We start from the raw sequence: 23,701 nt of genomic DNA on the forward strand, positions 1-23,701 counted from the left end.
CCGTCCTTTTTATTGATATTACTATTTTATCAAAATTCTCCCAAAAAGACTGTTTTGAAACGCGCACAAAAGAGAGAAAAGGAGCAGGTATCATCTAGCCTGCTCCTCTCGTCCCTAGGACATATATTTTTTTGCTTCTGATTCAATTTTTTCGACCACTTCTTGGATACTTAGTCCAGTTGTGTCGAGGTAAACTGCATCCTCAGCCTGTTTGAGAGGCGAGGTTTCACGATGACTATCTTTGTAGTCACGTGCCGCAATTTCCTCTTTCAAAGTTTCCAAGTCAGTTTCAATCCCTTTAGCAATATTTTCCTTGTAACGACGCTCTGCTCTTTCTTCAACAGAAGCTACTAGGAAAATCTTAAGTTCAGCTCGTGGTAAAACAACTGTCCCTATATCACGCCCATCCATGACGATGCCACCTTGCTGAGCAATCTCTTGCTGGAGCGAAACCAGTTTCTCACGCACTTCAGGAATTGCAGCAATGCTTGAAACCTTGTTGGTTACTTCATTTTCACGAATCGGATGAGTAATCTCAACATCCCCTACAAAAACAAGTTGTTCGCCTGTTTCTGAACGTCCAAAACTAATGGGATGTTGATCAAGCAATTCCAAAAGTTGCTCTACTTTTCCTGCATCCAACTGGTGTTTGAGCGCTATATAAGTCGCAGCACGGTACATAGCGCCCGTATCGAGATAAGTATAACCAAAATCTTTAGCGACAATCTTTGCAACCGTACTCTTACCACTGGAAGCTGGACCATCAATAGCAATTTGAATTGTCTTCATTCCCGACTCCTATCTTGTCTTGATCACATCACCTGGATTGGCAAACCAAGATCCAGATGACATATGAGAAGGATTTAACGCTTCCAACTGGGCAATGGAAATCCCTGCACGCTGAGCAAGAGCTGCCTCACCCTCTCCAGGATGCACAGTGAGTGTTCCCTCTCCTTCTGTGTGTTCTTCTGAACTGCTCTCTGAAGGAGTTGTTTCAGAAGAAGATGTTTCTTCTACCTTGCTACTTGAAGATGACGATGCTTCTACTTTAGAACTTGAACTTGTAGAAGGAGACGATGTATCATAGAAGTCCTTCAAAGATGAAGTACGATTGCTTCCTCCGGTTGATAAGTAAATCAATACAACTACCATCGCTACAACGATCACAAAGAAGAGGCTAGCTAGAACTGTTAAGACACGATTCGCAACAGCGCCTTTTCCTTTTTGTTTACGGCGACGACGCTCTGATCTTGATTCTTCCTCACTATTTTCATAGATATCTTCTTGCCATGGTTCCTTTGCCATACCTTACTCCTTGTATTTTTTAAACTTTCTTATTACAATATAAATATGAAACTCACACTTATACCTGAACGGTGCATCGCCTGCGGGCTTTGCCAAACCTATTCTGAACTTTTTGATTACCATGATAATGGAATCGTTCGATTTTGCGATGATCCAGTTGAATTGCAAAGAGAAATCGCTGAGAACAGCGATGTTCTGGAGGCCATCAAAAATTGTCCTACACGTGCACTTCTAAAAGATCCATCATAGTTTAAAAGGGAGGTTGATTTTGTAGATTCTCTTTATCACTTTAATCCCTTCACCTACTAGTTTAGCATATTTCTAGGTAAAATTATAGTCTTTTCCGGTTATTTTTTCCTTCAAAAATAGAAAGATCACTTTTTTCTTTGATGAGGTAGAGTGGTCTTTTTTTGGTTTCCAGGTAAATCTTACTGATATACTTGCCCAGAATCCCAATGGTCAGAAGTTGAATCCCTCCAAGAAAGAGAATGACGGCCATCAGAGAGGTCCAGCCAGATGTTGGATTTCCCAAAATAAGAGTCCGAAACACTACAAAAACAGTCATCATAAAAGAAATAAAACAAGATAGGAGTCCAGCTACAAAGGCTATACTCAAGGGGAAATCTGAAAAATTGAGAATCCCTTCAATCGAGTAGAAAAAGAGCTGTCTAAAACTCCAACTGGTCTTGCCAGCCTGTCGTTCAACGTTTGGATAATCAAGATAGTGCGTTTTAAAACCCACCCAGGCAAAGAGTCCTTTAGAAAAACGATTGGACTCGGTCAGGGTTAAAATAGCATCTACCACAGGCCTTCTCATCATCCGGAAATCACGGACGCCTGAGGGCAGAGCTACTGGGCTGATTTTTTGCATGAGGCGATAAAAAAGATCAGCACAGAAACTGCGAAATAGGGGTTCTCCCTCCCGACTGGTTCTCCGTGTCCCAACACAGTCCAAGTCAGCATTCTGGTCTAGTAAGGCTTTCATCTCAAGTAGCATGCTAGGAGGATCCTGGAGGTCTGCATCCATCACGACCACCAAGTCTCCAGTTGCATGCTGCAAGCCTGCATACAGAGCTGCCTCCTTCCCAAAATTTCGCGAGAACGAGATATAATGCACCGCAGGATTTTGTAGCCGATAGGCCTTCAAAAGCTCCAAAGTGTCATCGCTTGAGCCATCATCTACAAAGACATACTCGATCTCTGCTCCCAATTCTGGAAGCAGTGCTTCAACAGACTGATAAAAAAGAGGAAGTACTTCCTCTTCATTTAAACAGGGGACAATGATCGAAATCATTATCTTAATCTTCAAATCCGTTTGGATGCTTACTTTGCCAACGCCATGCGTCTTCACACATTTTCGTGATATCAAATTCTGCTTCCCAGCCGAGTTCTGCTTTGGCTTTTGCAGGATCTGAATAGCAGGCAGCGATGTCTCCTGGGCGGCGTTCTACGATGCGGTAAGGAATAGGACGTCCCACTGCTTTTTCCATATTTTGAATAATTTCAAGAACAGAGTAGCCCTTGCCTGTTCCAAGGTTATAAATATTAAGGCCAGACCCCTTTTGGATTTTTTGAAGAGCTGCAACGTGACCTTTAGCCAAGTCAACAACGTGGATATAGTCACGAACACCAGTTCCATCTTCCGTATCGTAATCGTCTCCGAAGACTTGCACTTGCTCTAATTTTCCAACAGCTACCTGAGTCACATATGGTAAGAGATTGTTTGGAATACCGTTTGGATTTTCTCCTAAATCTCCACTCTCATGTGCTCCAATTGGGTTAAAGTAACGAAGCAAGACCACATTCCATTCTGAGTCTGCTTTGTAGATATCGGTCAAGATTTCTTCTAGCATGAGTTTGGTACGACCGTAAGGATTGGTCACTGAAAGTGGGAAATCTTCTAAGATTGGAACCGTGTGAGGATCTCCATATACTGTCGCAGAAGAACTGAAGATGATATTCTTACAGTTTGCTTCTTCCATAACTTTTAAAAGACTAAGAGTTCCAGCGATATTGTTGTCATAGTAGGCAAGAGGGATACGGGTTGATTCGCCAACAGCCTTCAAGCCCGCAAAGTGAATCACACCAGTCGGTTCTTCCTGCTTGAAAATATCTCTGAGAGTATCTGTATCACGGATATCTGCCTCATAGAAAGGCACTTCAACCCCTGTAATTCTCTCAACAACTTCTATACTTTTACGATTACTGTTGACAAGGTTATCCACCACAACAACCTGATGACCTGCTTGGATTAACTCAATAACTGTGTGGGTTCCGATAAAACCTGCTCCACCTGTTACCAAAATTTTTTCTTGCATCTTTTTTCCTCGATTCTCGAATTATTTTTTCTTATTTTACCATTTTTGATAGGAAATGTCATTTGCCATCCTAGAGGGGAGACTAAAATTTCAGTAAAATGCTTATACTCTTCGAAAATCTCTTCAAACCACGTCAGCTTCACCTTGCCGTAGGTATGGTTACTGACTTCGTCAGTTCTATCCACAACCTCAAAACAGTGTTTTGAGCTGACTTCGTCAGTTCTATCCACAACCTCAAAGCCGTGCTTTGAGTAGCCTGCGGCTAGCTTCCTAGTTTGCTCTTTGATTTTCATTGAGTATTATTCGCTTTTTACTCGTTTGACATAGTTTTCAATTGGATAGTTTACTGGGTCCAGAGTCAATTCCTTGTCTTGGATCAGTTGAGCTAAATGGTAACCAATGATAGGGCCGGTTGTGAGGCCTGATGAGCCTAGACCACTGGCTGCATAGACACCTGCTAAACCAGGTACTTGCCCAAAGAAAGGTGAGAAATCACAAGTATAGGCACGGATTCCCACACGCTCACCCGATGATTTCGCTCCTGCCAAGGCTGGATAGTGAGGCAAGGCTGCCTCCTCTATTTGTTGGAGCAAGGTTTCATCTACTGTCAAATCAAATCCCATATCATTTTCGTGGGTAGCGCCCAAGGACAATTTCCCACCTGCAAAAGGGATCAAATCCCACTCCCCTTCTGGCATGACAACAGGGTAAGAGTTCATATCTTGGCTAAGTTGATAATCTCGTAGTTGTCCCTTTTGAGGACGAACATCTACCTCATATCCTAAAGGCTCCAAAATGTCCCCCAACCAAGCTCCTGTCGCCAAAATAACCTGATCAAACATCTCTTCACCAATCTGGTAACCTGATGCTAAAGGTATCGGACTCACTTTTTCTTTGACCAACTTGACCTGACTGGCTTCTAGCAAACGAGTCACTAAGAGCTGGCCATCTACTCTCGCCCCACCAGAAGCATAGAGCAGGCGGTCAAATCCCTGCAAACCAGGGAATAATTCATTTGCAGACGCTTGGTCTAAAATGGCTAATTGACCTATCAAGGGAGATTCTTCCCTACGCTGGAGGGCTAGTTCATAGAGTTCTTCTAACTTGGATTCGTCCTTTTTCAAGAGAAAAACTCCCGAACGCTGGTAAAAGTCGATTTCCTGACCAGACTTTTCTAAATCAGCCAACAAATCCACATAAAAGTCAGCCCCCAAGCGCGCCATCTTGTACCAAGCTTTATTGCGGCGTTTGGAAAACCAAGGACTGATAATTCCTGCCGCAGCCTTGGTTGCCTGACCTTGACCATGGTCAAAAACGGTCACCTCTAGGTCGCTTTCTTTTGAGAGATAGTAGGCAGCTGTTGCTCCCACAATCCCTGCTCCAATAATGGCAACTTTTTTCATTGTCTTCACCTTCTAACTAGATATGGTGGAAAGGATTAGTTGATGCCTGACTAGGCAAGATATCAATAGTCCAGCCCTTTTCTGACTTCCATTGAGTAAGTAGTGCTGCGATTCTTTCCACAAAGAGAACTTCAATATAGTGGCCTGGGTCCAATGCCAACAAGCCATCAGACAGCATATCCTGAGCAGTGTGGTAGTAGATATCACCAGTGATGTAGACATCTGCCCCCTTTGCCAAAGCATCAGGATAGAAAGACTGACCACTACCACCGCAAATGGCAACTCTTGAAATTTCCTTCTTCAAATCACTCTCTTGATAATGTACCATTCGAAGACTATCTAGACCAAAGACTTGCTTAACATGCTGGGCCAATTCCCCAAATATCTGAGGCCGAATATTTCCAATACGACCAATTCCACGTTCTGGACCTGTTTCCTGAAGATAAGTCGTCTCCTTGATACCTAGCATCTGGCAGAACCAGTCATTGAGGCCATTATCAACGATATCAATATTAGTATGGCTGACATAAACTGCGATGTCATGCTTGATCAGGTCGATATAAATCTGATTTTGCGGACGGCTAGCAACCAAGTCTTTGATGGGACGAAAAATCGGCGCGTGCTTGGCGATAATCAAATCCACACCCTTCTCAATGGCTTCAGCCACCGTCTCTTCACGAATATCCAGAGCAACCATGACTTTTTGGATATCCTTGTCTAGAGTCCCGATTTGCAGACCACGACTGTCTCCCTCCATAGAAAATTCTTGCGGACAAAAGGCTTCATAACGTTTAATCACTTCACTTGCTAACATGGAGCACCTCCTTGATGGCTTGAATTTTATCTACTAGAACTTGACGTTCATCCAGATTTTTTTCTGGGATTTGGCTAAGAGCGAACTCTAGCTTAGTAGCTTCTTTTTGCCATTTTTTGATAAAGACTGGGCTGACTTCTTTGGACAAGAAAGGTCCAAAGCGAACATCACTTGCTGATAGCTTCATTTGTCCCGCTTCCACCACCAAAATCTCGTAGAATTTGCCAGCTTCTTCTAGGATGCTTTCTGCTACGATTTGAAAACCGTGGTCTTGTAGCCAGATGCGCAAGTCGTCTTCACGATTATTTGGCTGGAGAATCAAACTCTCTACATTAGCTAACTTGTCCAAGCCTTCTTCCAATATGGTAGCAATCAAACGACCTCCCATACCTGCAATGGTGATAACCGAGACTTGGTCTACCTCTTCAAAGGCTGCTAAGCCATTGGCTAAACGGACTTGGATTTTTTCTTCCAATCCGTGGGCCTCAACATTCTTGAGCGCAGACTGGTAGGGACCTTCTACGACCTCGCCTGCAATGGCAGCTTCAATTTGGCCTCTCTCGACCAACTCGATAGGTAGATAAGCATGGTCACTCCCCACATCAAGTAACACAGCACCTTGGGGCACAAAGGACGCCACCAATTCTAATCTCTTTGAAATCATCTTCTCTCGCTTTCCAAAACTCTATTACCTTTTATTATACCACATTTCAGCTAGCAATCTTGCACCTAAAAAGACCGCAATCCACAGATTGCAGTCCTTCTTTATTTTCTAGCTTGATAACGACTGGTTAAGATAAATATCACAGTAAAGACAGCCATCATGACAAGATAAACAGGGAATGTTTGTCCTGTCAAGGTCGAAATTTCAAGCAGTTTCTGAATTCTTGGGTAAAGAGCTGTAGTCAGGAAGCCTCCTACTGACCAAACAATCAAGAGGACACGCCAGAGAGTAAATGGCATGCAAGCTCTAAATACGGATAAGAATCCGATAGCCCCAAGGAGATAATAGAGCAGTGTTGAGATTTCTAACTCTGACCAACCTTGGCTAGCCCCAAAGATTTTGACAAAAAGAACGCTGAAGACGACCATAAGTGCACTTGGTAGAGCACGAAGCATAGATCTTCTGAGAAAGTTTGGCTCAACAGGCTTGATATTTCGCTCAAAGGTCAGAACGAATGGTGGAAAACCTTCCACAAACTGGTCAATCATGGTAATCTGGATCGGGATAAAAGGGAAAATCAAGATCCATTCAGTCCGCCCCAGAAGTGCGCTGGCGATACAAATCACCGCTAACAGGAAGGAATAGATGGTCTTAATCAAGAAAATCGGTGCGATATGGGCGATGTTATTGACCACGCGACGGCCTTCAAAGAGAATCTCAGGAACATCATTAAAGTCTGAGTTCAAGAGAACCAGATTGGCAATCTGACGTGTTGCCGGATCTCCCTCAGCCATCACGATGGAACAATCTGCTTCACGAAGGGCCAGAATATCATTGACACCGTCCCCTGTCATAGCTGTTGTATGCCCTGCTTTTTTCAGCGTTTGGATGATGAGTTTCTTTTGATGAGGGGAAACCCGTCCGAAAATGGCTGTTTCCTCAGCCATGACAATCAATTCCTCATCCGTGATTTTTGAACAATCAACATAGCTTTGATAGTCTGCAAAGCCAGCTTTCTGGGCAATGCTGGATACCGTAACTGGATTGTCCCCAGAGATAATCTTGAGTCCCACTTCCTGGGAACGGAGGTAGTCTAGTGTCTCAGCTGCTCCTTCTCGAATGGGGTCCAAAATCTCCAGCAAGGCTAGAGCCTGAATATCAGATGGTTTCTGTGGTTTGTGATGATCTAGTTTTTCCTGACTGAGAGCCAAGACCAAGACACGTGAACCTCTCTCCAAGGCCTCTCTAGCTTCAGGGACTTCAGAGTCCAACAACATCTCAGGTGCACCTAAGAAAATCGTTCCCAAACCTTCCAACTCCATAGCTCCCCACTTGCGGTCGCTAGAGAAAGGAAGATTGGAAAGCATGGGATAAGCTACCTGTCCTTGGAAACGCTGGCGAATGGCTTGAGCTGTAGGATTTTTATCCTCACTATGAGATATATAGCTGGTCAGAATGCTTGCAATAGTCTCTTCACCATAAGTTTCTGTCAGTGGAAGAACAGCCTCCACCTGCATCTTTCCTTGGGTGATGGTGCCCGTCTTGTCCAGACAGAGCATATCCACGCGCGCCAAGGTCTCAACAGAGTACATCTCCTGAACCAAGACCTTTTTCAAACCCAGCTTAATCACCGCTGTCAAGAGCGAAGTGATGGTCAAAAGGGCAATTCCCTTGGGTAACATTCCCAAAAGGGCTGTCGACGAATTTACAACGGACGACTTAAGAGGCAAACCTTTTAACATCAAGGCTTCTAGCAGGAGAGCCAGACCAAAGGGAATGATAATCTTCCCAGTAAAACCTGCTAGCTTGTCCAGCGATTTCATGATACGAGAGTTGATCGGTTTAACGGTCTTGGCTTCCAGCATGAGTTTGGAAGCATAGTTTTCTGCCCCGACATGATGGACACGAGCCAAAACTGACCCACTGGCTAAGAAACTTCCTGACAAAAGCAAGGCGTCAACTTCCTTTTGCACCAAATCACTTTCCCCCGTTAACATGGCTTCATTGACCTCCGCAAAGCCTTCCAAAACCAAGGCATCACTGGGAATCTGCTCTCCAGCAGACAGACGAATCACATCTCCTAACACCAATTCTTCTGGATCGAGGGCAACTTCCTGACCATCACGGATGGTTTTGACCTTTTCCTTGGTCATGAGATTGAGCTTATCCACCATGTGTTTAGCTCGCAGCTCGGTCACAATTCCAGAAAAAGCGTTAAAGCAGATAACAGCAAAGAAGACCAGATTGCTCCAAGCCTGCACAAAGGCTAGTGCCAAAGCAATGGCAAAGTTCAAAGCGTTAAAAAGGGTAAAGACATTTCGTTTAACGATTTGCCAAGTGCTAGTACTGGCCGATGCAGTAAAATCATTGACCAAGCCCTTAGTCTGTCTTTCCTTGACTTCTCTTTGGGTTAATCCCATAATCTTATTTTTATCCATAAATTCTATCATATCATTTTTTCTAAAAGAATTCTAATCTCATCCCAAATATGCACCTAGTCAAGGGAAAAGTTTGCCAGCCCTCCTTTGATAAGGTATAATAATAACAAGAAAATAATCGAAGGAGATCGCATGTTTTATACTTATTTACGTGGATTAGTTGTATTGCTCCTATGGTCCATCAATGGCAATGCCCATTATCATAATACTGATAAAATCCCTAGTAAAGATGAAAACTATATCCTGGTCGCACCTCACCGTACCTGGTGGGATCCTGTATATATGGCCTTTGCGACCAAACCAAAACAATTCATCTTTATGGCCAAAAAAGAACTTTTTAACAACCGCATCTTTGGCTGGTGGATCCGTATGTGTGGGGCCTTTCCTATCGACCGGGAAAATCCTAGCGCTTCTGCTATCAAATACCCTATCAATGTCCTCAAAAAAAGTGACCGTTCCCTTATCATGTTTCCTAGTGGTAGTCGCCACTCGACAGATGTCAAAGGCGGAGTTGCTCTGATTGCCAAGATGGCTAAGGTCCGTATCATGCCAGTTACCTATACTGGTCCCATGACCTTGAAAGGTTTGGTTAGCCGTGAACGTGTGGATATGAACTTTGGAAATCCTATCGATATCTCAGACATCAAGAAAATGAATGATGAAGGAATCGAAATGGTTGCAGACCGTATCCAAGCAGAATTCCAACGTTTGGACGAGGAAACCAAGCAATGGCACAATGATAAAAAACCAAACCCACTCTGGTGGTTTGTCCGCATCCCTGCCCTCATTCTTGCTGTGATTGTTGGTATCCTAACGATTATCTTTACTTTCGTCGCAAGCTTTATCTGGAATCCAGATAAGAAGAGAGAAGCTCTTGGTTAAAAAATACAATTATCCCTTGGCTTTTGCCAAGGGATATTTCTTTTATTCAATTTTCCATTTTTGGGCTAACCAGTTGGAAAAGGCTAGGAATCGTTCAGCTACTTGTTCATGATGCCCATAGGGATCAAAGACAAACTGACCATTCGGATAGCGTTTCTGAAGACTGGTATGGATCTGCGCAGCATAGACTAGTGCTTGAGCCAAGCGATTGGTATGATTAGCTCCTTCTGTTTGGCCATTCTGTAAATACAGTAAACAGTCCAAATTTTTCACCTTTTCTTCCCTGCAATAAGTCGTAAAATCAGGATACCAAAAGGAACCGCAGATAGAGAAGATACAGGAGACCTTATCAAAACGGAAAAGACTGTATACTGCCGCCAAACCACCTAGTGAGTATCCTCCATAGGCAAGGCGATTTTTGTCCAGGCGATAAAGCGACTGCAACTTGTCTAAAAGACCTCCAAATAAATGACCATGATAGGCATTTGCCTGACCGCCAAAATCTTGAGCTCCATCTCTCAGAGCAGCTGCCTTCCATGGAGTGTAGTCGTCTAGGCGATTTTTAGAGGTCAAGCCCACTAAAATCACAGATTCTGAAAGGGATGATAGGAAATCCAAGTTTCCATCATTCAAGAGAATAACTGGATAGGTTTGACTGGGATCATAGGTCGAAGGAAGGCTGACCTTGACTTGGATCCCTTCCCAATCAAACTCATTATTTATTGATAAAGTCATTGATTTTCTCAAGAGAATCAATCACTGCTGGACCATAGTCCATCAACTCATCGTAAGAAATGGTCATGATTTTTTGATTCTTAATTGCAGGAACGTTTTCTAAAACTTCATTTGCCTTCATCAACTCTACTGCATTGGCATCCAATTTTTTATTGCGGTCGCTGGTCACATAGATAATCAACTCAGGATCCATTGACACGAGATTTTCCAAGGTCAAGCCTGATGTTCCCGTTGCAACGTTGGTATAACCAAGTTGATTCAACAAGCTCTCTTGCAAAGCAGACTTGTAAGCACCGAAGGTTTCGTCATTATAAGCAACCATAATCAAAGCCTTTTTCTTTTCACCTTGGATTGCTGGGTTTGCTTTCTTAACAGCGTCAATTTTAGCTTGTAATTGGGTTGCGTATTCATTAGCCTTGTCCTGAACATTGAAAATCATTCCAAGATTTTTAACATCTTCTACAATATTTCCCAAATCTTGCTGAATCGTTGAAAGAGAAGCTTTTTGCGTATAGACTGGGATTTTGTTTTCATTCCAAGTGCTAACTGTTCCCAAGGATTTTTCAGAAAACATCATGTTTCGACCCATTACTGCGTCCGGTTCATAAGAAAGGACTGTCTCTTGTGAGACTGTTTTTTTATCACCGATTTGAGGAATCGTCGCAATCGCGTCCTTGTATTTGTCCGTCACAGCATTATCAGGGTTAAGCATGCCAGCAATTTTATCCTTCAAGCCTAACTCCAATAAGATTTCAGTGGTTGACAGATTGTTGGTGATAACTTTTTCAGGTGCCTTCTCAAAAACTTGTTCGACTTCATTCCCCTTAGCATCATAGGTCTTGACCGTTAACGGATAAGTCGTCTCTGTGCTGGCTTTTTGACTTGTTTCTGTGCTAGACTGTGTGGTAGTTTTTTCTGTAGTAGTATTTCCACAAGCCGCCATGGTTAGGGTAGCTACTGTTACGAGTAAAATGCTTAGTGTTTTTTTCATCTTGTTTTCCTTTTCATTCTTATAAATAGTGAATCATAGCTTGCTGATCCTCGGTCCAAGTAACCTGACTTTGAACTCCGTATACAGTTTGCAATGACTCAGGGGTGATGGTCTCTTTTGGAGTCCCTTGGTAAAGGATTTCTCCCTCTTTCATCAGATAGAGATAATCCGAATAGCGACAAGCAAGTTGAATATCATGTAGGACAGCTAAAACATTGACCTTGAGATTCTTCACAATGGCCAACAAGTCTAGCTGATACTTGATATCCAGGTGATTGGTTGGTTCGTCCAGGAGCAAGAGAGTCGGTTCTTGCGCCAAGGCGCGGGCTAATAAGACTCGTTGTTTCTCCCCCCCTGACAGGGACGAATAGAGACGAGTTTTCTTCTCAAGCATATCCACCTTGACGAGAGCATCTTGAACGAGGGCATAATCCCTTTCCTTTTCCTTCTGTAAAAAAGAGAGGTGGGGAGTTCTTCCCAGCAAGACGATTTCCTCAACTGTACAATCAAACTGCAATTGATTAAACTGGGTGACAACTGCCATTTGCTTGGCTGTTTCTTTGAGTGACCAATGCTCCAGTGGCTTTCCATCTAGGCTTATCAAGCCTTTGTCCGCCTTTTCCTGACGATAGAGGAGTTTAAGCAGGCTGGTTTTTCCACTTCCATTTGGTCCTAGTATCGTGTGAAATTGATGCCCTTCAACCTTAAGAGAAACTCCCTTGAGGATTTTTTTCTCTCCTATTCCAAAATGGATATCCTGACAAATCAAGTCCATATCAGACCCTCACCTCCCTTCGCCTACCTCCAACAATGTAGATAAAGAAAGGAGCACCTACTAAGGCTGTGAAAATACCAATAGGCAACTCAGCATTTGGAATGATGATACGGGAGAGTACATCGGCCCAGATGACAAAGAGGGCACCCAGCAAGGTTGCAACGGGAAAAAGTCTCCTGTAATTTGTTCCTACTAACCCTCGAGCTAAATGTGGAGTAATCAGACCGACAAATCCAATAATCCCACAAGTTGCCACTAAGACAGCTGTCAGTACAGCCACAACGGTCACGTAAAGATACCAATAGAAGCGTAAGGGAATTCCCAAAGTTAAAGCAGCCTCATCTCCCATCATCATCGCATTGAAAACACGATACTGGGTAGCGAAAAATAGAAAGGCTATTCCTACCACCATAGTTGGCAAGAATAAGTCAGACCAGGTAGTCCCTGCAAGCGAACCCATGGTCCAAAACTTAATGGTCATCACACTGTCCGCATTAGCGCCAACAGAGATAATAAAGTTGGAAAATGCCAGAAAGAGAGCGTTGACCACCGTTCCTGATAAAATCAGACTGGAAGTCGTCATCCTTCCCTGCATAGAGGCAATGATAAGGACAGCGATTGTTGCCAAAATAGCTCCAAGGAAAGCTCCAAGGCTAATCACCAATTTTAAACCAAGAATGATGCTCAAAGTTGCCCCTAGAGTTGCACCCGCAGAAATTCCTAAGACATAAGGCTCTGCGATGGGATTGTTCACTGTAGACTGCATCACGCTACCACACATAGAAAGACCAGCCCCTACTATCAGACCTAACAATACTCGGGGGAATCTCATGTTCCATACAATGGCAAGAGTGGACTTGGAAACCTCTCCTATCTCAAGAGGAAATCCCAACCTGCTCAAAATGATCCGATAGGTATCTCCTAAGTCAATTGCTACGGACCCCATAGAAACAGCTAAAAAAAGTGAAATTCCTAAAACACTTAGCAAAACACCCAAAAACAACACAAATTGCAAATCTTGTCGGCTTCCAGAAAATTTGGAAAGCATGCAATCCTCCTTTGATAGAATCTTAAAAATTTAGAAAATTCTCATGAAAAGTATACCATATTTTCAACAATGGAACAAGATGAGAAAAATAAATATAGTTGGTCTTACAGTGCTAATAATCGTAACCGAAGATTATACTTGGGTATATCGAGGTAAAGTGACAACATAAAAAGCCCTCTAAAATTAGAGAGCTGATTTGAGCCCGGGCTAAAATCCTAGTGAAACAAAAAAATCTACACAATCAGAAAAGTCTCTATCGTGCCATTTTCATACATGATGTATAGTCCAAGTAGAATGAATACTATGGGCACAATGATTCGCTCGTATTTTTCAATTGTCTCGAATATTAACGGAATAGAGGATAACATCCGACTAATCTCGCAAAAGATAATTATGCCGATTACAAACACAAGCAACGCCACGAGGGTCTGTGACCAATCTAACGAAGCAAAATAAGGTATATAGATACCTAAATTATCTCCGCCAGACGCAATTGTCAGCAATGTAACTGTCCAAAACAGTTGATTTGCCTTGCTTTGTTCTAATCTTTCAATAATTTCTTCCTCTTCTTCCTCACCTTCTCCAACAATTGCAAAGCGAATCCCTAAATAGATAGGGATTAAACCAAGCAATCCAACCATCCATTCTTCAGGCACGAAATTAACGACATAAGCAGCAACTAAACTCGCCCCTACAAGTAAGCCTGTGCCTAGATATTGCCCCGCATAAATATGCCATTTCTGTTTATTCTGTGATAGCTGTGCAAATAAAATAATTAAAATAATTAAATAATCGATACTGGTGGAAATATAAACACCAATAGCAGATATGATTGTCTGTCCCATAAAAACCTCCTGTATTAGTCAGTAATAAATCAGCAGATTTTAGGAGAGCACAGACACATTAATTTAGCTATCGCTAGTGGGTAATGTCGAACGTAAGAAAGCATTTTACTCCTCCTCAAAACGTAGTTACAAAGTAATTTCTAACTGGAATTCGGTGACTACTTCCATGTAGAGTATAACATACTATACTTTACTTCGTAAAGTGTGGGCTCTCCGAGGGGGCTTGCAGACAGTTACTCGGCTTGAAAAGCCGAGTAACTGCGCACCTTTATGGTGTAATTAGCTGATACCATTTGAGGTTTTTGTAGTCTCCAAAATTGTGACCGATAAAACCGGTGTAGGAATTGATTGAATATCTTGTAGGTTTTTGTAGTCTCCAAAATTGTGACCGATAAAACCCAACAATAGTGGGTAGCGTTCATGACAATGTTTTTGTAGTCTCCAAAATTGTGACCGATAAAACCTCAATAAAAAAGCCCTCTGAAATCTGAGAGCTTGATTTGAGCTCGGGCTATAATCCTAGTGAAAAAGATGAAACTCCTTGTGTTCATCGAACACTGCGTCGTTTCCCTATTTTCATACGGATTTTTGGCGCCCTTAGCATCATAATTCTTGTTGGATAAAACGTTTATAGACAAGGCGACAAGCCGAAGATTGTACAAAAATTTTAGTGAAACAAAAAATCTCCCCGAAGGGAGATCATCCTGGTTTATTTTACCTTACAGTGCTAGGAACCGTAACCGAAGATTATACTTGAGTATATCGGGGTAAGGTGACAACATAAAAATACCTCTAAAGTCCGAGAGCTGATTTGAGATTGGGATAAAATCCATACAAAAAAGCTACCCAATGGAGTAGCTTCATTATCAAGATATACTTAATTGAACACGGACTAAGTAAATTGATAAAACAAAAAAGCCCTCTGAGATCAGAGAGCTGATTTGAGCTCGGGCTAAAATCCTAGTGAAAAAGATGAAACTCCTTGTGTTCATCGAACACTGTGTCGTTTCCCTATTTTCATACGGTTTTTTAACGCCCTTAGCATCATGATTAACGACGAAGTCCTAGAGAGTTGATTAACTCACGGTAACGGTTAACGTCGTTCTTACGCAAGTATGCAAGCAAGTTACGACGGCGACCGATTTTTTTCATCAATCCACGGTAAGTAGCGTGGTCTTTTTTGTGTTGTTTGATGTGTTCGTTAAGGTGGTTGATTTCCCAAGTAAGGACAGCAACTTGAACCTCTACTGAACCTGTATCACCTTCGTGACGTGCATATTGTGCGATGATTTCATTTTTTTTCTCTTTTGAGATTGCCATGATGTTTCTCCTTTTTATTTGGCTTCATCCGAGTGACAGGTTGGCATGCCTGCAACCAAGAAGAAGTTATTTGTCTTTACGACAGTTCTTATTCTACCAAGAAGCAGAGACTTTGTCAACTGATTTACTGTTTAAAACCTTGAATTACTCTACTGATTTCAGGGCTTCGAGCATATCCACCTTTCTCAAGTGGTGATTGACAAAGAGGCCCAGTAAGGCTAAGATTACAGTCACTGCTACGATTGGAAGAGCATAGACTTCCCAGCTGACTTGTGGATAAAAAAGTATGGTGGCCGGTGAAATCATTTGAATCAAAAATTGATGTAAATAGTGGCCAGCTACCAAACCGAGAGCAATTCCCACAAGGGACAGCACCATAGTCTCACGGTAGATATAGAGGGTCACTTCTTTATTATGGAAACCGAGAACCTTGATAGTGGAAAGTTCACGGATACGTTCTGCCACATTGATATTGGTGAGATTGTAAAGAATGACAATGGCTAGTAAAACGGAAACAAGGACAAGGATGGCCATGGTTTTATTGAGCGAACTAGCTACGGATTCAAAGAGATGGATGGCCGTCGCATTTTGGACGACCCCAGAAACAGCTGCTTTTTCCATAAAGATAGCAGCTTCTTTCTCCGTATTGGAAGGTGTTGGATCTTTTAATTTTACTAGGTAGGTATTGTCTTGTGGACTGGTACCGTAGACTTGTTCGTATGTCGCTCGGTTGAGATAAACAAAGTGTCCAACATAGTTTTCAGAAATAGCTGCGACCTTGATTTCCTTCCCATCAAGCTCCAGCTCGTCCCCAACCTTAACATTTGCTAGTTGAGCTAGTTTTTGACTCACGACCGCTCCAGCAGTAATCTCCACCTCTTGGCCATTTTCCTCTAATGCGATAAAGGGCTTGAAGTCTTCTCCACTAGTAACCATCATGGTGATGGTTTGAAGTCCTGCTTTTCCTTTGAAATCTTTTTCAACGGATTTTGAGTAAATCTTTTGATAAGCATGGATAGATTCAGACTGCAAGGCACTTTCCAGATCTGCTTTTTCTTGCTCCGTCGCACTGCTCTTTTCCGCTACAATCATCTGGTATTGCTGGATTTGTTCAAATTGACGATCGACAACTCCTCCTACAGAAGACCGAATGCCAAGACCTGCAAATAGGAGAGCAACCGAACCCGCAACTCCAAAAATGGTCATCAACATCCGTTGCTTATAACGGAAAATATTTCGCGCCGTAACCTTATGAGTAAAACTCAAACGACTCCAAATAAAGCTCAGTCGTTCCAGCAAAATCTTTGATCCCTTAACGGGAGGTTTGGGAAGTAAGAGTTGGGCTGCTTCATCGTGTAATTCCCTCCGCGCTACCAGATAAGCCGGCAAAACGCTGGATATCCAACTTAAAGCTAGGGCAAGGAGACTATAAGACCAATAGAAATACTCGTGACTTTTTCCAACAACCATCCCAGCTGTTATAACATCCGAAATCACGCCTGCAAGGAGATAATGTCCTAGAAGCGTTCCTAAAATGGTTCCTACAGTTCCTGCAAGAAAACCATAGAGGACAAACTTGGCAATTATATCTTGATTCCGGTAACCTAGGGCCTTGAAAATACCGGCATTGGTACGTTCTTCATCCACAAAGCGAGTCATAGTTGTAAAGGTCACCATTGCAGCGACCATATAAAGCACAACAGGGAAGATATTCCCGACAGAACGAATGCTTGCTGAAGCGTTACTGTACATGAGATAGCCTTGACCCCCTGGCATGGTTTGGCGATTGTATACGTGATATTTCGGCTCTGCCAGTTCATCAAGCTCTTTCTGACGCTGTTCAAGCTTCTCTTTTTCCTTGGCTAGATTACTCTCTGTCTGAGCCAGTTTTTCTTTTTCTGTAGCCAATTCTTCCTTAGCTTTTGTCAATTGCTCCGTGACTTGACTCTTTTGAGGCTCAGGCAAAACAGTCGCTTGTTCTTCTTGGGTTTTCAAGCGACTTTCAGCCTGCTCTAACTGACTATTGCCATTTTGAAAGTTGCTTTCAGCAGTTTGGAGCTGTTCTTTCCCCTCTTCCAAGCTCTTTTGCCCATTTGCTTTGATACCTGCCAATCTTTTTTGACCATTATCGGCTAGTAAATCTTGCAACTCTTCCTGATGTTGGGTTCGTTTGGTCTTATAGTCTGATGAAAAAGCATCCAGATTTTTTAAATCATCATAGCGCACACGCGCAATACTATAAACATCTGAATCAAACTGGCTGGGCAAAATCACTCCATAGCCAGCCAAGCTTCCATTTCCACTGCTAGCACTCCCTAAGTCTTTTTGAGAAAGCATCTCACCCGACTGAACAAATCCAGTAATTGTAAAAGTTTGGGATTTTAGGACGGACTTCCCTTCTTCTTTCTTAGTAAAGGTAATGGTCTGCCCAATCTGATAGCGGTCTTTCCAGAAGTCGGCTAGGGCAATTTCCTCATCAGCCTCTGGCAGTCGCCCTTCTGTCACTTGGAAGGTTGAAATCCCCTCTGGCTTGGAATAAAGTCGAACCGCTTCTTCACTATTTTCAACGGTTAGGTCTGCCATATAACCAAACTCAACACTTGCTCCTTGAAGGGCCTTTAATTCGTCTTGGTCTTCTTTGTCCAAGCCATAATCAGCTATCACTGCCAGATCTAGGGTATTGGCTTTACGGAGATAATCCCCTGCCGTACGTTCCATATTTGGACTGGCCACTTTGAGACCAACAAGGGCTAAAGAACCCAGCATCATCAAGGTCAGGATAGAAACAAAGCGTCCCTTTGAAGCCGTCACTGACTGAAATAGGTCTTTCCGATACGTTTTTTTCATGCTAATACTCCAATGTATCGATATCCTGCGGATGCTCATTGACCGTCATGCTCTTAACCGTGGCATCGCGCATGTGAATCACCCGATCTGCAATAGGGGCTAGCGCGCCATTGTGGGTCACGATAATCACCGTTGCTCCTTTTTGACGAGACATGTCTTGGAGAATCTTCAAGACTTGCTTCCCCGTCTGGTAATCCAAGGCACCTGTTGGTTCATCACAGAGGAGAATCTTAGGATTTTTGGCTACAGCGCGTGCAATGGAGACTCGCTGTTGCTCCCCTCCAGAAAGCTGGGCTGGAAAATTATTAAGACGATGAGCCAGACCTACATCTGTCAAAACCTGCTCAGGATCCAAGGCATCTGTCACGATTTCTGAAGCCAGTTCCACATTTTCCTTGGCCGTCAGATTAGAGACCAGATTGTAAAATTGAAAAACAAAGCCTACATCTTCACGACGATAGTTTGTTCGTTGGTGCGAACTATAGTTGGCAATATTGGCACCATCAATCCAAATCTCCCCCTCATCATTGGTATCCATACCTCCTAAAAGATTGAGAACGGTTGATTTTCCAGCACCTGAAGCGCCAAGTATGATAACCAGCTCCCCTTTTTCAATTTCAAAATTCACATCACGATTAGCCACAATCTCTGTATCCCCAATCTGGTAACGCTTGTAGCTGTGTTTCATCTCAATATAAGCCATCAGACACACCTTCTCTCAAACAAATTACTTCCTATTATCATTATAACGCTTTTTCAACTAGTTGGAAACCAGAAGCAAAAACAAAAAGCCTAGGAATCCTAGGCTTTCTGTTTATAGATTATTTTCCAAGATAGTATTCTTTTACGACGTTCAATTTTTCGTCGAATTCGAATACCAATGGTGGGAAGTTAGGGATTTCTACACCCATGATTTCATCATCTGACAAGTGTTTGATGTGTTTTACAAGGGCACGGATTGAGTTACCGTGAGCTCCTACGAATACGTTTTTACCATCTTTAAGTGCTGGAGCGATTTTATCTTCCCAGAATGGAAGGGCACGTTCCAAAGTCACTTTCAAGTTTTCAGCATCTGGAATGACTGAATCGTCAAGTGAAGCGTAACGACGGTCAGTATGTGCTGAGTATTCGTCATCATGAGGCATTGCAGGAGGCAATACATCGTATGAACGGCGCCAGATATGAACTTGCTCATCACCAAATTGTTCAGCAGCTTCAGCTTTGTTTTTACCAGTCAAACCACCGTAGTGACGTTCGTTCAAGCGCCATGATTTTTCAACTGGAACCCAGAGTTGGTCAGCAGCTTCAAGAGCCAAATTTGTTGTTTTAATCGCACGTTTCAATACTGAAGTGTAAGCTTGGTCAAATTCGATACCAGCTTCCTTGATCAATTTACCAGCGTCAATCGCTTGTTGTGTTCCTTTATCAGACAAATCAACATCAGCCCAACCAGTGAAAAGGTTAGCTTTGTTCCATTCAGACTCACCATGGCGAGCAAAAACCAATTTTACCATTAGATGGATTCTCCTTTTATTTTTCGAGGTTTCCCTCGTTTATCTATTCTATTTTACACAATTTTTCACAAAAAAGCTAGTTAAAATCAACTAAAAAGAGAAGAGCTTATCAGTCTTCTCTTTATCGCACTATCATAATTGTTCTCGATAGAGGATGAAATAGTCCCCAAAAAATAATTGGAAAACTACTACTCTTCAATTACAAATTTTTTCAATGTTCCAAAATAAAGTGAACCACCAATAATGGTTAGAATTCCACCTACCCATCCCAAAAATGGAATCAAGCCGACCGCACCACCTACAATGAGCAAAACAGAAGGTGCATTCGTAACACGTTCATCATCTTTATAATAAACAATAGCCACAATTCCCAATACTAAAACAGCAATTTTAACCAATGACAAAATAATTGAGAGCCCTGTCAATGTCCCAACCGTTACATCTGCGTCTTCAGTTGCCGCAGCAGCTCCAACAGCCATGATAAACATGATAACTGGCGCTAAAAGCAATATAATTCCTGAAATAAGACCAAAAATAGCGTTAACACGAGCAAGTGTATTTGTTTTCATAATAATCTCCTTAAAATTTTTATAGGTATTATTCTATCATAATTTATCTAAAAATTAAACAATCTTATAAAATTTTATAATAAATATTGATTTTCAAAAAATAATTTTAAGTTCTATAGTCTCTTTATAATTAGTAGAAATATAAAATTATGAGAAAACTGAATAGTTGATTATGTTAATTATCTACACGGACAGGCCAGGAATAACTTCATTTGAAGAAATGGACTAGTAAATTTTCCCATGATAAAACGCATAATATCAAAGCACTTGAACTCTTGATATTATGCGTTTTTTATGATTTTAGCGACCTTTCTCAGTCTATTCTGATTATTTCGCTTCAAATCCTTCTGCGACTGCATCTGCAAAGTTTTCTTCTACGATACTTGCACAGTGGTCACAGATAACTGCATGGTAGCTACGTTCTGCAGTAGTTGGATCGATACGACGGCAGCGGTCACATACTTCACCTGCAGCGCGTTCAACTGTAAAGGCAACATCTTCAAAGCTTACTGCACTCTCTGGAGCTGTACCTTCAGCAATGGTCAATTCTGACACGATCAAAAGTTGAGCCACATTGCTATCCAATGCTCCAAGAAGCGTTCTCACCACTTCATTTGGATAAACTGTCAAGTGGGCTTCGAGTGATTTACCGATTACTTTTGCATTACGAGCTGCTTCCAAGGCTTTTTGAGCCTGTCCTCGGAAGTCCATGAAGGCTACCCATGTATCCAAGATTTCTTCTTGGTTGGCAAAGGTTTGAGCTTCTGGTAGTTCTGATAATTGAACGAAGTCTTCAGCTTCAAACTCAAGATAGGACCAGATTTCTTCCGCAGTGTGAGGAAGGATTGGTGTCAAGAGTTTGGTGATTTTGACAAGAATGTCATAGAAGACTGTTTGCATTTGACGGCGTTCGAGTGATTTGGCACCTTCGATGTAAACAACGTCTTTGGCGAAGTCAAGGTAGAAGGCAGACAAGTCAACGTTAATAAAGTTCACCAAGGCCTTGTAGATGGTTAAGAATTCAAAGTCAGCATAAGCATCACGAATCGTTTTCACAAGCTGGTTAAAGCGAATGGTCATGTACTTATCAACAGAACGAAGCTCATCGTAAGCCACTGCGTCTTGAGCTGGGTTAAAGTCAGATGTATTGGCAATCAAGAAACGAAGAGTGTTACGGATCTTACGGTAAGTTTCAGAGACTTGGCTCAAGATATCCATAGAGATACGCACGTCGTTGCTTGAGTCAACACTTGTCACCCAGAGACGCAAAATTTCCGCACCAAATTGTTTTTCAACATCACTTGGAGCAATGGTATTCCCAAGGGATTTAGACATCTTCTCACCTTTACCATCAAGGGCAAAACCTTGTGATAAGATTTGTTTGTATGGCGCTACGCCATGGTTGGCAACAGATGTGATGAGTGAAGAGTTGAACCAACCACGGTATTGGTCAGAGCCTTCTAGGTAGAGGTCCGCTGGATATTTGAGTTCTGGACGGTTGACCACTACTCCATTCCATGATGAACCTGAGTCAAACCATACATCCATGATGTCTGTTTCTTTCTTGAACTCGCCATTTGGTGAACCTGGGTGGCTAAATCCTTCTGGCAAGAGTTCTTTGGCATCACGTTCCCACCAGATGATAGAGCCGTATTCCTCAAAGAGTTGAGCCACGTGCTCGATCGTTTCAGCTGTCATGATTGCTGTACCATCTTCAGCATAGAAGATTGGAAGTGGAACACCCCAAGCACGTTGACGAGAGATAACCCAGTCGCCACGGTCGCGAATCATGTTGTAAAGACGAACTTTACCCCATTCTGAGTGGAATTTCACTTTTTCAATTTCATCCAAGATTTCTTGGCGGAATTTAGATACAGAGGCAAACCATTGTGGTACTGCACGCCAGATGATTGGTTTTTTCGTACGCCAGTCAAATGGGTATGAGTGGGATATTTCTTCTTGAGCAAGGAGCAAATCACCAAGTTTTTCGATAACAGTTGGTACAACCTTGTCATAGAATTGACCTTCAAAGTCAGAGCCAGCATTGGCCATCATAATACCGCGTTCGTTAACTGTTACAGCAACTTCAAGGCCGTTAGCAACACCGACATTGTAGTCGTCCTCACCAAAACCAGGGGCTGTATGGACGATACCAGTACCAGAGTCTGTCGTAACATGGTCACCAAGGATCACCAACTCATCTACAGCCGTATCCCATGGGTGAGCTGTCACGATTTGGTTCAATTCTTGACCACGGTAGGTCGCCAAGACTTGAACATCAGCCCAGCCAAATTTCTCAGAAAGACTATTCAGTAATTCTGAAGCAACCACAAACTTACGAACTTCACCAGCTGGTTGTACAACTACGTAATCGATATCCGCACCAACAGTCAACCCACGAGATGCTGTGATGGTAAATGGAGTAGTTGTCCAAACAACGATGTAAGTATCTGTATCTAGGACACCTTTTCCGTCTTTGACGCGGTTAGCATAGTAAAGGGAAGTTGAAAGCAAGTCATGATACTCAATTTCTGCTTCTGCAAGAGCTGACTCAGAAGACCATGACCAGTAAACTGGCTTGGCACCACGGTAGATATAGCCTTTTTTAGCCATTTCACCGAAGACACGGATTTGAGCCGCTTCATAGTCTGGAGTCAAGGTCACATAAGGATTTTCCCAGTCACCAGAAACACCCAAACGTTTAAAGTCTTCTCTTTGTTTATCAACTTGAGAAAGAGCGTACTCGCGGCAAAGTTTCAAGTACTCAACCAAGTCCATTTCTTTGCGTTTGACACCTTGTTTTGCCAAAACTTGTTCGATTGGCAGACCATGTGTATCCCAACCAGGAATATAAGGAGCATAAAATCCTGACATAGACTTAGAACGAACAATAATATCTTTGGAAATCTTGTTCATGGCATGTCCAACGTGGATATTTCCGTTTGCATACGGAGGTCCATCATGCAAGGTGAAATGTGGTTTTCCTTGGTTCAATTCTTGACGACGTTGGTAAAGTTTTGCATCTTCCCATTCCTTTTGCCAAACTGGCTCTTTGGTAGGAAGTCCTGCACGCATTGGGAAAGCTGTTTTCCCAAGGTTAAGGGTATCTTTGAGTTTCATGGTATCTCCTTTATAAATATTAACAAATTAAAAACCACGACTTCCAAAAAGGACGAAAATCGTGGTACCACCTTTGTTCGAAAAAAGACAGTGTCTCTTTTCCTCTTTTCCCG

The 23,701-nt window shown here is 42.4% G+C and carries 22 protein-coding genes; 2 read left to right on the top strand and 20 right to left on the bottom strand.

The features are described 5' to 3' along the window. Nucleotides 1–114: 114 nt before the first annotated feature. Both cmk and B7725_RS02465 read right to left on the bottom strand, forming a co-directional pair. A complete protein-coding gene (gene cmk, locus B7725_RS02460; protein ID WP_084874390.1) occupies nt 115–789 on the bottom strand; it encodes a (d)CMP kinase in 675 nt (224 codons plus the stop codon). Nucleotides 790–798: 9 nt separating this feature from the next. Beyond that, complete coding sequence (locus B7725_RS02465) at nt 799–1,305, bottom strand: SAG1386/EF1546 family surface-associated protein (RefSeq protein ID WP_001040924.1); 507 nt, start codon at nt 1,303–1,305, stop codon at nt 799–801. 45 nt (nt 1,306–1,350) lie between these two features. Here B7725_RS02465 and B7725_RS02470 point away from each other — a divergent pair, with 45 nt between their 5' ends. Next, nucleotides 1,351–1,554 (top strand): ferredoxin, encoded by a 204-nt coding sequence (locus tag B7725_RS02470; protein WP_162278996.1) that lies wholly within the window; start codon nt 1,351–1,353, stop codon nt 1,552–1,554. A gap of 82 nt (nt 1,555–1,636) precedes the next feature. Here the strand turns inward: B7725_RS02470 and B7725_RS02475 are convergent, their stop codons facing one another. The 7 genes from B7725_RS02475 to B7725_RS02505 form a co-directional block, all read right to left on the bottom strand. Continuing rightward, on the bottom strand, nt 1,637–2,599 hold the full coding sequence (locus tag B7725_RS02475) for a glycosyltransferase family 2 protein (RefSeq protein ID WP_162278997.1): 963 nt from the start codon (nt 2,597–2,599) through the stop codon (nt 1,637–1,639). Between the two features lie 4 nt (nt 2,600–2,603). Further along, entirely contained in the window at nt 2,604–3,623 is a 1,020-nt protein-coding gene (gene galE, locus B7725_RS02480) for a UDP-glucose 4-epimerase GalE (protein ID WP_001156516.1), read from the bottom strand. Beyond that, complete coding sequence (locus tag B7725_RS10090) at nt 3,602–3,916, bottom strand: hypothetical protein (protein WP_084874391.1); 315 nt, start codon at nt 3,914–3,916, stop codon at nt 3,602–3,604. The genes galE and B7725_RS10090 overlap by 22 nt, the downstream gene beginning before the upstream one ends. A 6-nt stretch (nt 3,917–3,922) precedes the next feature. Further along, the gene (locus B7725_RS02490; protein WP_084874393.1) at nt 3,923–5,026 is read right to left on the bottom strand and encodes an NAD(P)/FAD-dependent oxidoreductase; all 1,104 of its coding nucleotides are present in this window, start codon (nt 5,024–5,026) and stop codon (nt 3,923–3,925) included. Between the two features lie 16 nt (nt 5,027–5,042). Further along, nucleotides 5,043–5,840 (bottom strand): Nif3-like dinuclear metal center hexameric protein, encoded by a 798-nt coding sequence (locus B7725_RS02495; protein ID WP_084874394.1) that lies wholly within the window; start codon nt 5,838–5,840, stop codon nt 5,043–5,045. Next, a complete protein-coding gene (locus B7725_RS02500) occupies nt 5,827–6,504 on the bottom strand; it encodes a tRNA (adenine(22)-N(1))-methyltransferase (RefSeq protein WP_084874396.1) in 678 nt (225 codons plus the stop codon). Before B7725_RS02500 ends, B7725_RS02495 begins: the two co-directional genes overlap by 14 nt. Nucleotides 6,505–6,605: 101 nt before the next feature. Continuing rightward, complete coding sequence (locus tag B7725_RS02505; RefSeq protein WP_084874455.1) at nt 6,606–8,942, bottom strand: cation-translocating P-type ATPase; 2,337 nt, start codon at nt 8,940–8,942, stop codon at nt 6,606–6,608. Between the two features lie 132 nt (nt 8,943–9,074). Between B7725_RS02505 and B7725_RS02510 the strand changes: the two genes are divergently transcribed. Then, nucleotides 9,075–9,824, top strand: coding sequence for a lysophospholipid acyltransferase family protein (locus tag B7725_RS02510; RefSeq protein ID WP_084874397.1), 750 nt, complete (start codon nt 9,075–9,077; stop codon nt 9,822–9,824). A gap of 42 nt (nt 9,825–9,866) precedes the next feature. Here the strand turns inward: B7725_RS02510 and B7725_RS02515 are convergent, their stop codons facing one another. The 11 genes from B7725_RS02515 to ileS all read right to left on the bottom strand — a co-directional run bounded on the left by B7725_RS02515 (nt 9,867) and on the right by ileS (nt 23,588). Then, nucleotides 9,867–10,559: an alpha/beta hydrolase-fold protein gene (locus tag B7725_RS02515; protein WP_084874399.1), complete on the bottom strand. Its 693-nt coding sequence runs from the start codon at nt 10,557–10,559 to the stop codon at nt 9,867–9,869. After that, on the bottom strand, nt 10,540–11,550 hold the full coding sequence (locus tag B7725_RS02520; protein WP_084874401.1) for an ABC transporter substrate-binding protein: 1,011 nt from the start codon (nt 11,548–11,550) through the stop codon (nt 10,540–10,542). Before B7725_RS02520 ends, B7725_RS02515 begins: the two co-directional genes overlap by 20 nt. 19 nt (nt 11,551–11,569) lie before the next feature. Continuing rightward, nucleotides 11,570–12,325 carry an ABC transporter ATP-binding protein gene (locus B7725_RS02525; RefSeq protein WP_084874403.1) on the bottom strand — a complete coding sequence of 252 codons (756 nt, stop codon included), beginning with the start codon at nt 12,323–12,325 and terminating at the stop codon, nt 11,570–11,572. 1 nt (nt 12,326) lies between these two features. Beyond that, nucleotides 12,327–13,373, bottom strand: a complete 1,047-nt coding sequence (locus B7725_RS02530) for a FecCD family ABC transporter permease (protein WP_084874404.1) — start codon at nt 13,371–13,373, stop codon at nt 12,327–12,329. Nucleotides 13,374–13,606: 233 nt separating this feature from the next. Continuing rightward, nucleotides 13,607–14,218, bottom strand: a complete 612-nt coding sequence (locus B7725_RS02535) for a CadD family cadmium resistance transporter (RefSeq protein WP_000531728.1) — start codon at nt 14,216–14,218, stop codon at nt 13,607–13,609. A gap of 1,050 nt (nt 14,219–15,268) precedes the next feature. Beyond that, complete coding sequence (gene rpsO / locus B7725_RS02540) at nt 15,269–15,538, bottom strand: 30S ribosomal protein S15 (RefSeq protein WP_001018251.1); 270 nt, start codon at nt 15,536–15,538, stop codon at nt 15,269–15,271. A gap of 144 nt (nt 15,539–15,682) precedes the next feature. Then, nucleotides 15,683–18,391 (bottom strand): ABC transporter permease, encoded by a 2,709-nt coding sequence (locus B7725_RS02545; RefSeq protein WP_193431819.1) that lies wholly within the window; start codon nt 18,389–18,391, stop codon nt 15,683–15,685. Then, a complete protein-coding gene (locus tag B7725_RS02550; RefSeq protein ID WP_084874407.1) occupies nt 18,387–19,088 on the bottom strand; it encodes an ABC transporter ATP-binding protein in 702 nt (233 codons plus the stop codon). The genes B7725_RS02545 and B7725_RS02550 overlap by 5 nt, the downstream gene beginning before the upstream one ends. A gap of 118 nt (nt 19,089–19,206) precedes the next feature. Then, nucleotides 19,207–19,899 carry a phosphoglycerate mutase gene (locus B7725_RS02555; RefSeq protein ID WP_000240120.1) on the bottom strand — a complete coding sequence of 231 codons (693 nt, stop codon included), beginning with the start codon at nt 19,897–19,899 and terminating at the stop codon, nt 19,207–19,209. Nucleotides 19,900–20,087: 188 nt separating this feature from the next. Then, the gene (locus B7725_RS02560) at nt 20,088–20,468 is read right to left on the bottom strand and encodes a hypothetical protein (RefSeq protein WP_000856374.1); all 381 of its coding nucleotides are present in this window, start codon (nt 20,466–20,468) and stop codon (nt 20,088–20,090) included. 327 nt (nt 20,469–20,795) lie between these two features. Further along, the gene (ileS, locus tag B7725_RS02565) at nt 20,796–23,588 is read right to left on the bottom strand and encodes an isoleucine--tRNA ligase (RefSeq protein WP_084874409.1); all 2,793 of its coding nucleotides are present in this window, start codon (nt 23,586–23,588) and stop codon (nt 20,796–20,798) included. Between the last annotated feature and the right edge of the window lie 113 nt (nt 23,589–23,701).

The sequence above is a fragment of the Streptococcus oralis subsp. tigurinus genome (genome assembly GCF_002096275.1).
GTDB lineage: Bacteria > Bacillota > Bacilli > Lactobacillales > Streptococcaceae > Streptococcus > Streptococcus oralis_CN.

What these genes read in the sequence shown, in the direction of transcription:
- cmk (WP_084874390.1), bottom strand. Translation starts at nt 789, where the DNA reads ATGAAGACAATTCAAATTGCTATTGATGGTCCAGCTTCCAGTGGTAAG.
- B7725_RS02465 (WP_001040924.1), bottom strand. Translation starts at nt 1,305, where the DNA reads ATGGCAAAGGAACCATGGCAAGAAGATATCTATGAAAATAGTGAGGAA.
- B7725_RS02470 (WP_162278996.1), top strand. Translation starts at nt 1,351, where the DNA reads ATGAAACTCACACTTATACCTGAACGGTGCATCGCCTGCGGGCTTTGC.
- B7725_RS02475 (WP_162278997.1), bottom strand. Translation starts at nt 2,599, where the DNA reads ATGATTTCGATCATTGTCCCCTGTTTAAATGAAGAGGAAGTACTTCCT.
- galE (WP_001156516.1), bottom strand. Translation starts at nt 3,623, where the DNA reads ATGCAAGAAAAAATTTTGGTAACAGGTGGAGCAGGTTTTATCGGAACC.
- B7725_RS10090 (WP_084874391.1), bottom strand. Translation starts at nt 3,916, where the DNA reads ATGAAAATCAAAGAGCAAACTAGGAAGCTAGCCGCAGGCTACTCAAAG.
- B7725_RS02490 (WP_084874393.1), bottom strand. Translation starts at nt 5,026, where the DNA reads ATGAAAAAAGTTGCCATTATTGGAGCAGGGATTGTGGGAGCAACAGCT.
- B7725_RS02495 (WP_084874394.1), bottom strand. Translation starts at nt 5,840, where the DNA reads ATGTTAGCAAGTGAAGTGATTAAACGTTATGAAGCCTTTTGTCCGCAA.
- B7725_RS02500 (WP_084874396.1), bottom strand. Translation starts at nt 6,504, where the DNA reads ATGATTTCAAAGAGATTAGAATTGGTGGCGTCCTTTGTGCCCCAAGGT.
- B7725_RS02505 (WP_084874455.1), bottom strand. Translation starts at nt 8,942, where the DNA reads ATGGATAAAAATAAGATTATGGGATTAACCCAAAGAGAAGTCAAGGAA.
- B7725_RS02510 (WP_084874397.1), top strand. Translation starts at nt 9,075, where the DNA reads ATGTTTTATACTTATTTACGTGGATTAGTTGTATTGCTCCTATGGTCC.
- B7725_RS02515 (WP_084874399.1), bottom strand. Translation starts at nt 10,559, where the DNA reads ATGACTTTATCAATAAATAATGAGTTTGATTGGGAAGGGATCCAAGTC.
- B7725_RS02520 (WP_084874401.1), bottom strand. Translation starts at nt 11,550, where the DNA reads ATGAAAAAAACACTAAGCATTTTACTCGTAACAGTAGCTACCCTAACC.
- B7725_RS02525 (WP_084874403.1), bottom strand. Translation starts at nt 12,325, where the DNA reads ATGGACTTGATTTGTCAGGATATCCATTTTGGAATAGGAGAGAAAAAA.
- B7725_RS02530 (WP_084874404.1), bottom strand. Translation starts at nt 13,373, where the DNA reads ATGCTTTCCAAATTTTCTGGAAGCCGACAAGATTTGCAATTTGTGTTG.
- B7725_RS02535 (WP_000531728.1), bottom strand. Translation starts at nt 14,218, where the DNA reads ATGGGACAGACAATCATATCTGCTATTGGTGTTTATATTTCCACCAGT.
- rpsO (WP_001018251.1), bottom strand. Translation starts at nt 15,538, where the DNA reads ATGGCAATCTCAAAAGAGAAAAAAAATGAAATCATCGCACAATATGCA.
- B7725_RS02550 (WP_084874407.1), bottom strand. Translation starts at nt 19,088, where the DNA reads ATGGCTTATATTGAGATGAAACACAGCTACAAGCGTTACCAGATTGGG.
- B7725_RS02555 (WP_000240120.1), bottom strand. Translation starts at nt 19,899, where the DNA reads ATGGTAAAATTGGTTTTTGCTCGCCATGGTGAGTCTGAATGGAACAAA.
- B7725_RS02560 (WP_000856374.1), bottom strand. Translation starts at nt 20,468, where the DNA reads ATGAAAACAAATACACTTGCTCGTGTTAACGCTATTTTTGGTCTTATT.
- ileS (WP_084874409.1), bottom strand. Translation starts at nt 23,588, where the DNA reads ATGAAACTCAAAGATACCCTTAACCTTGGGAAAACAGCTTTCCCAATG.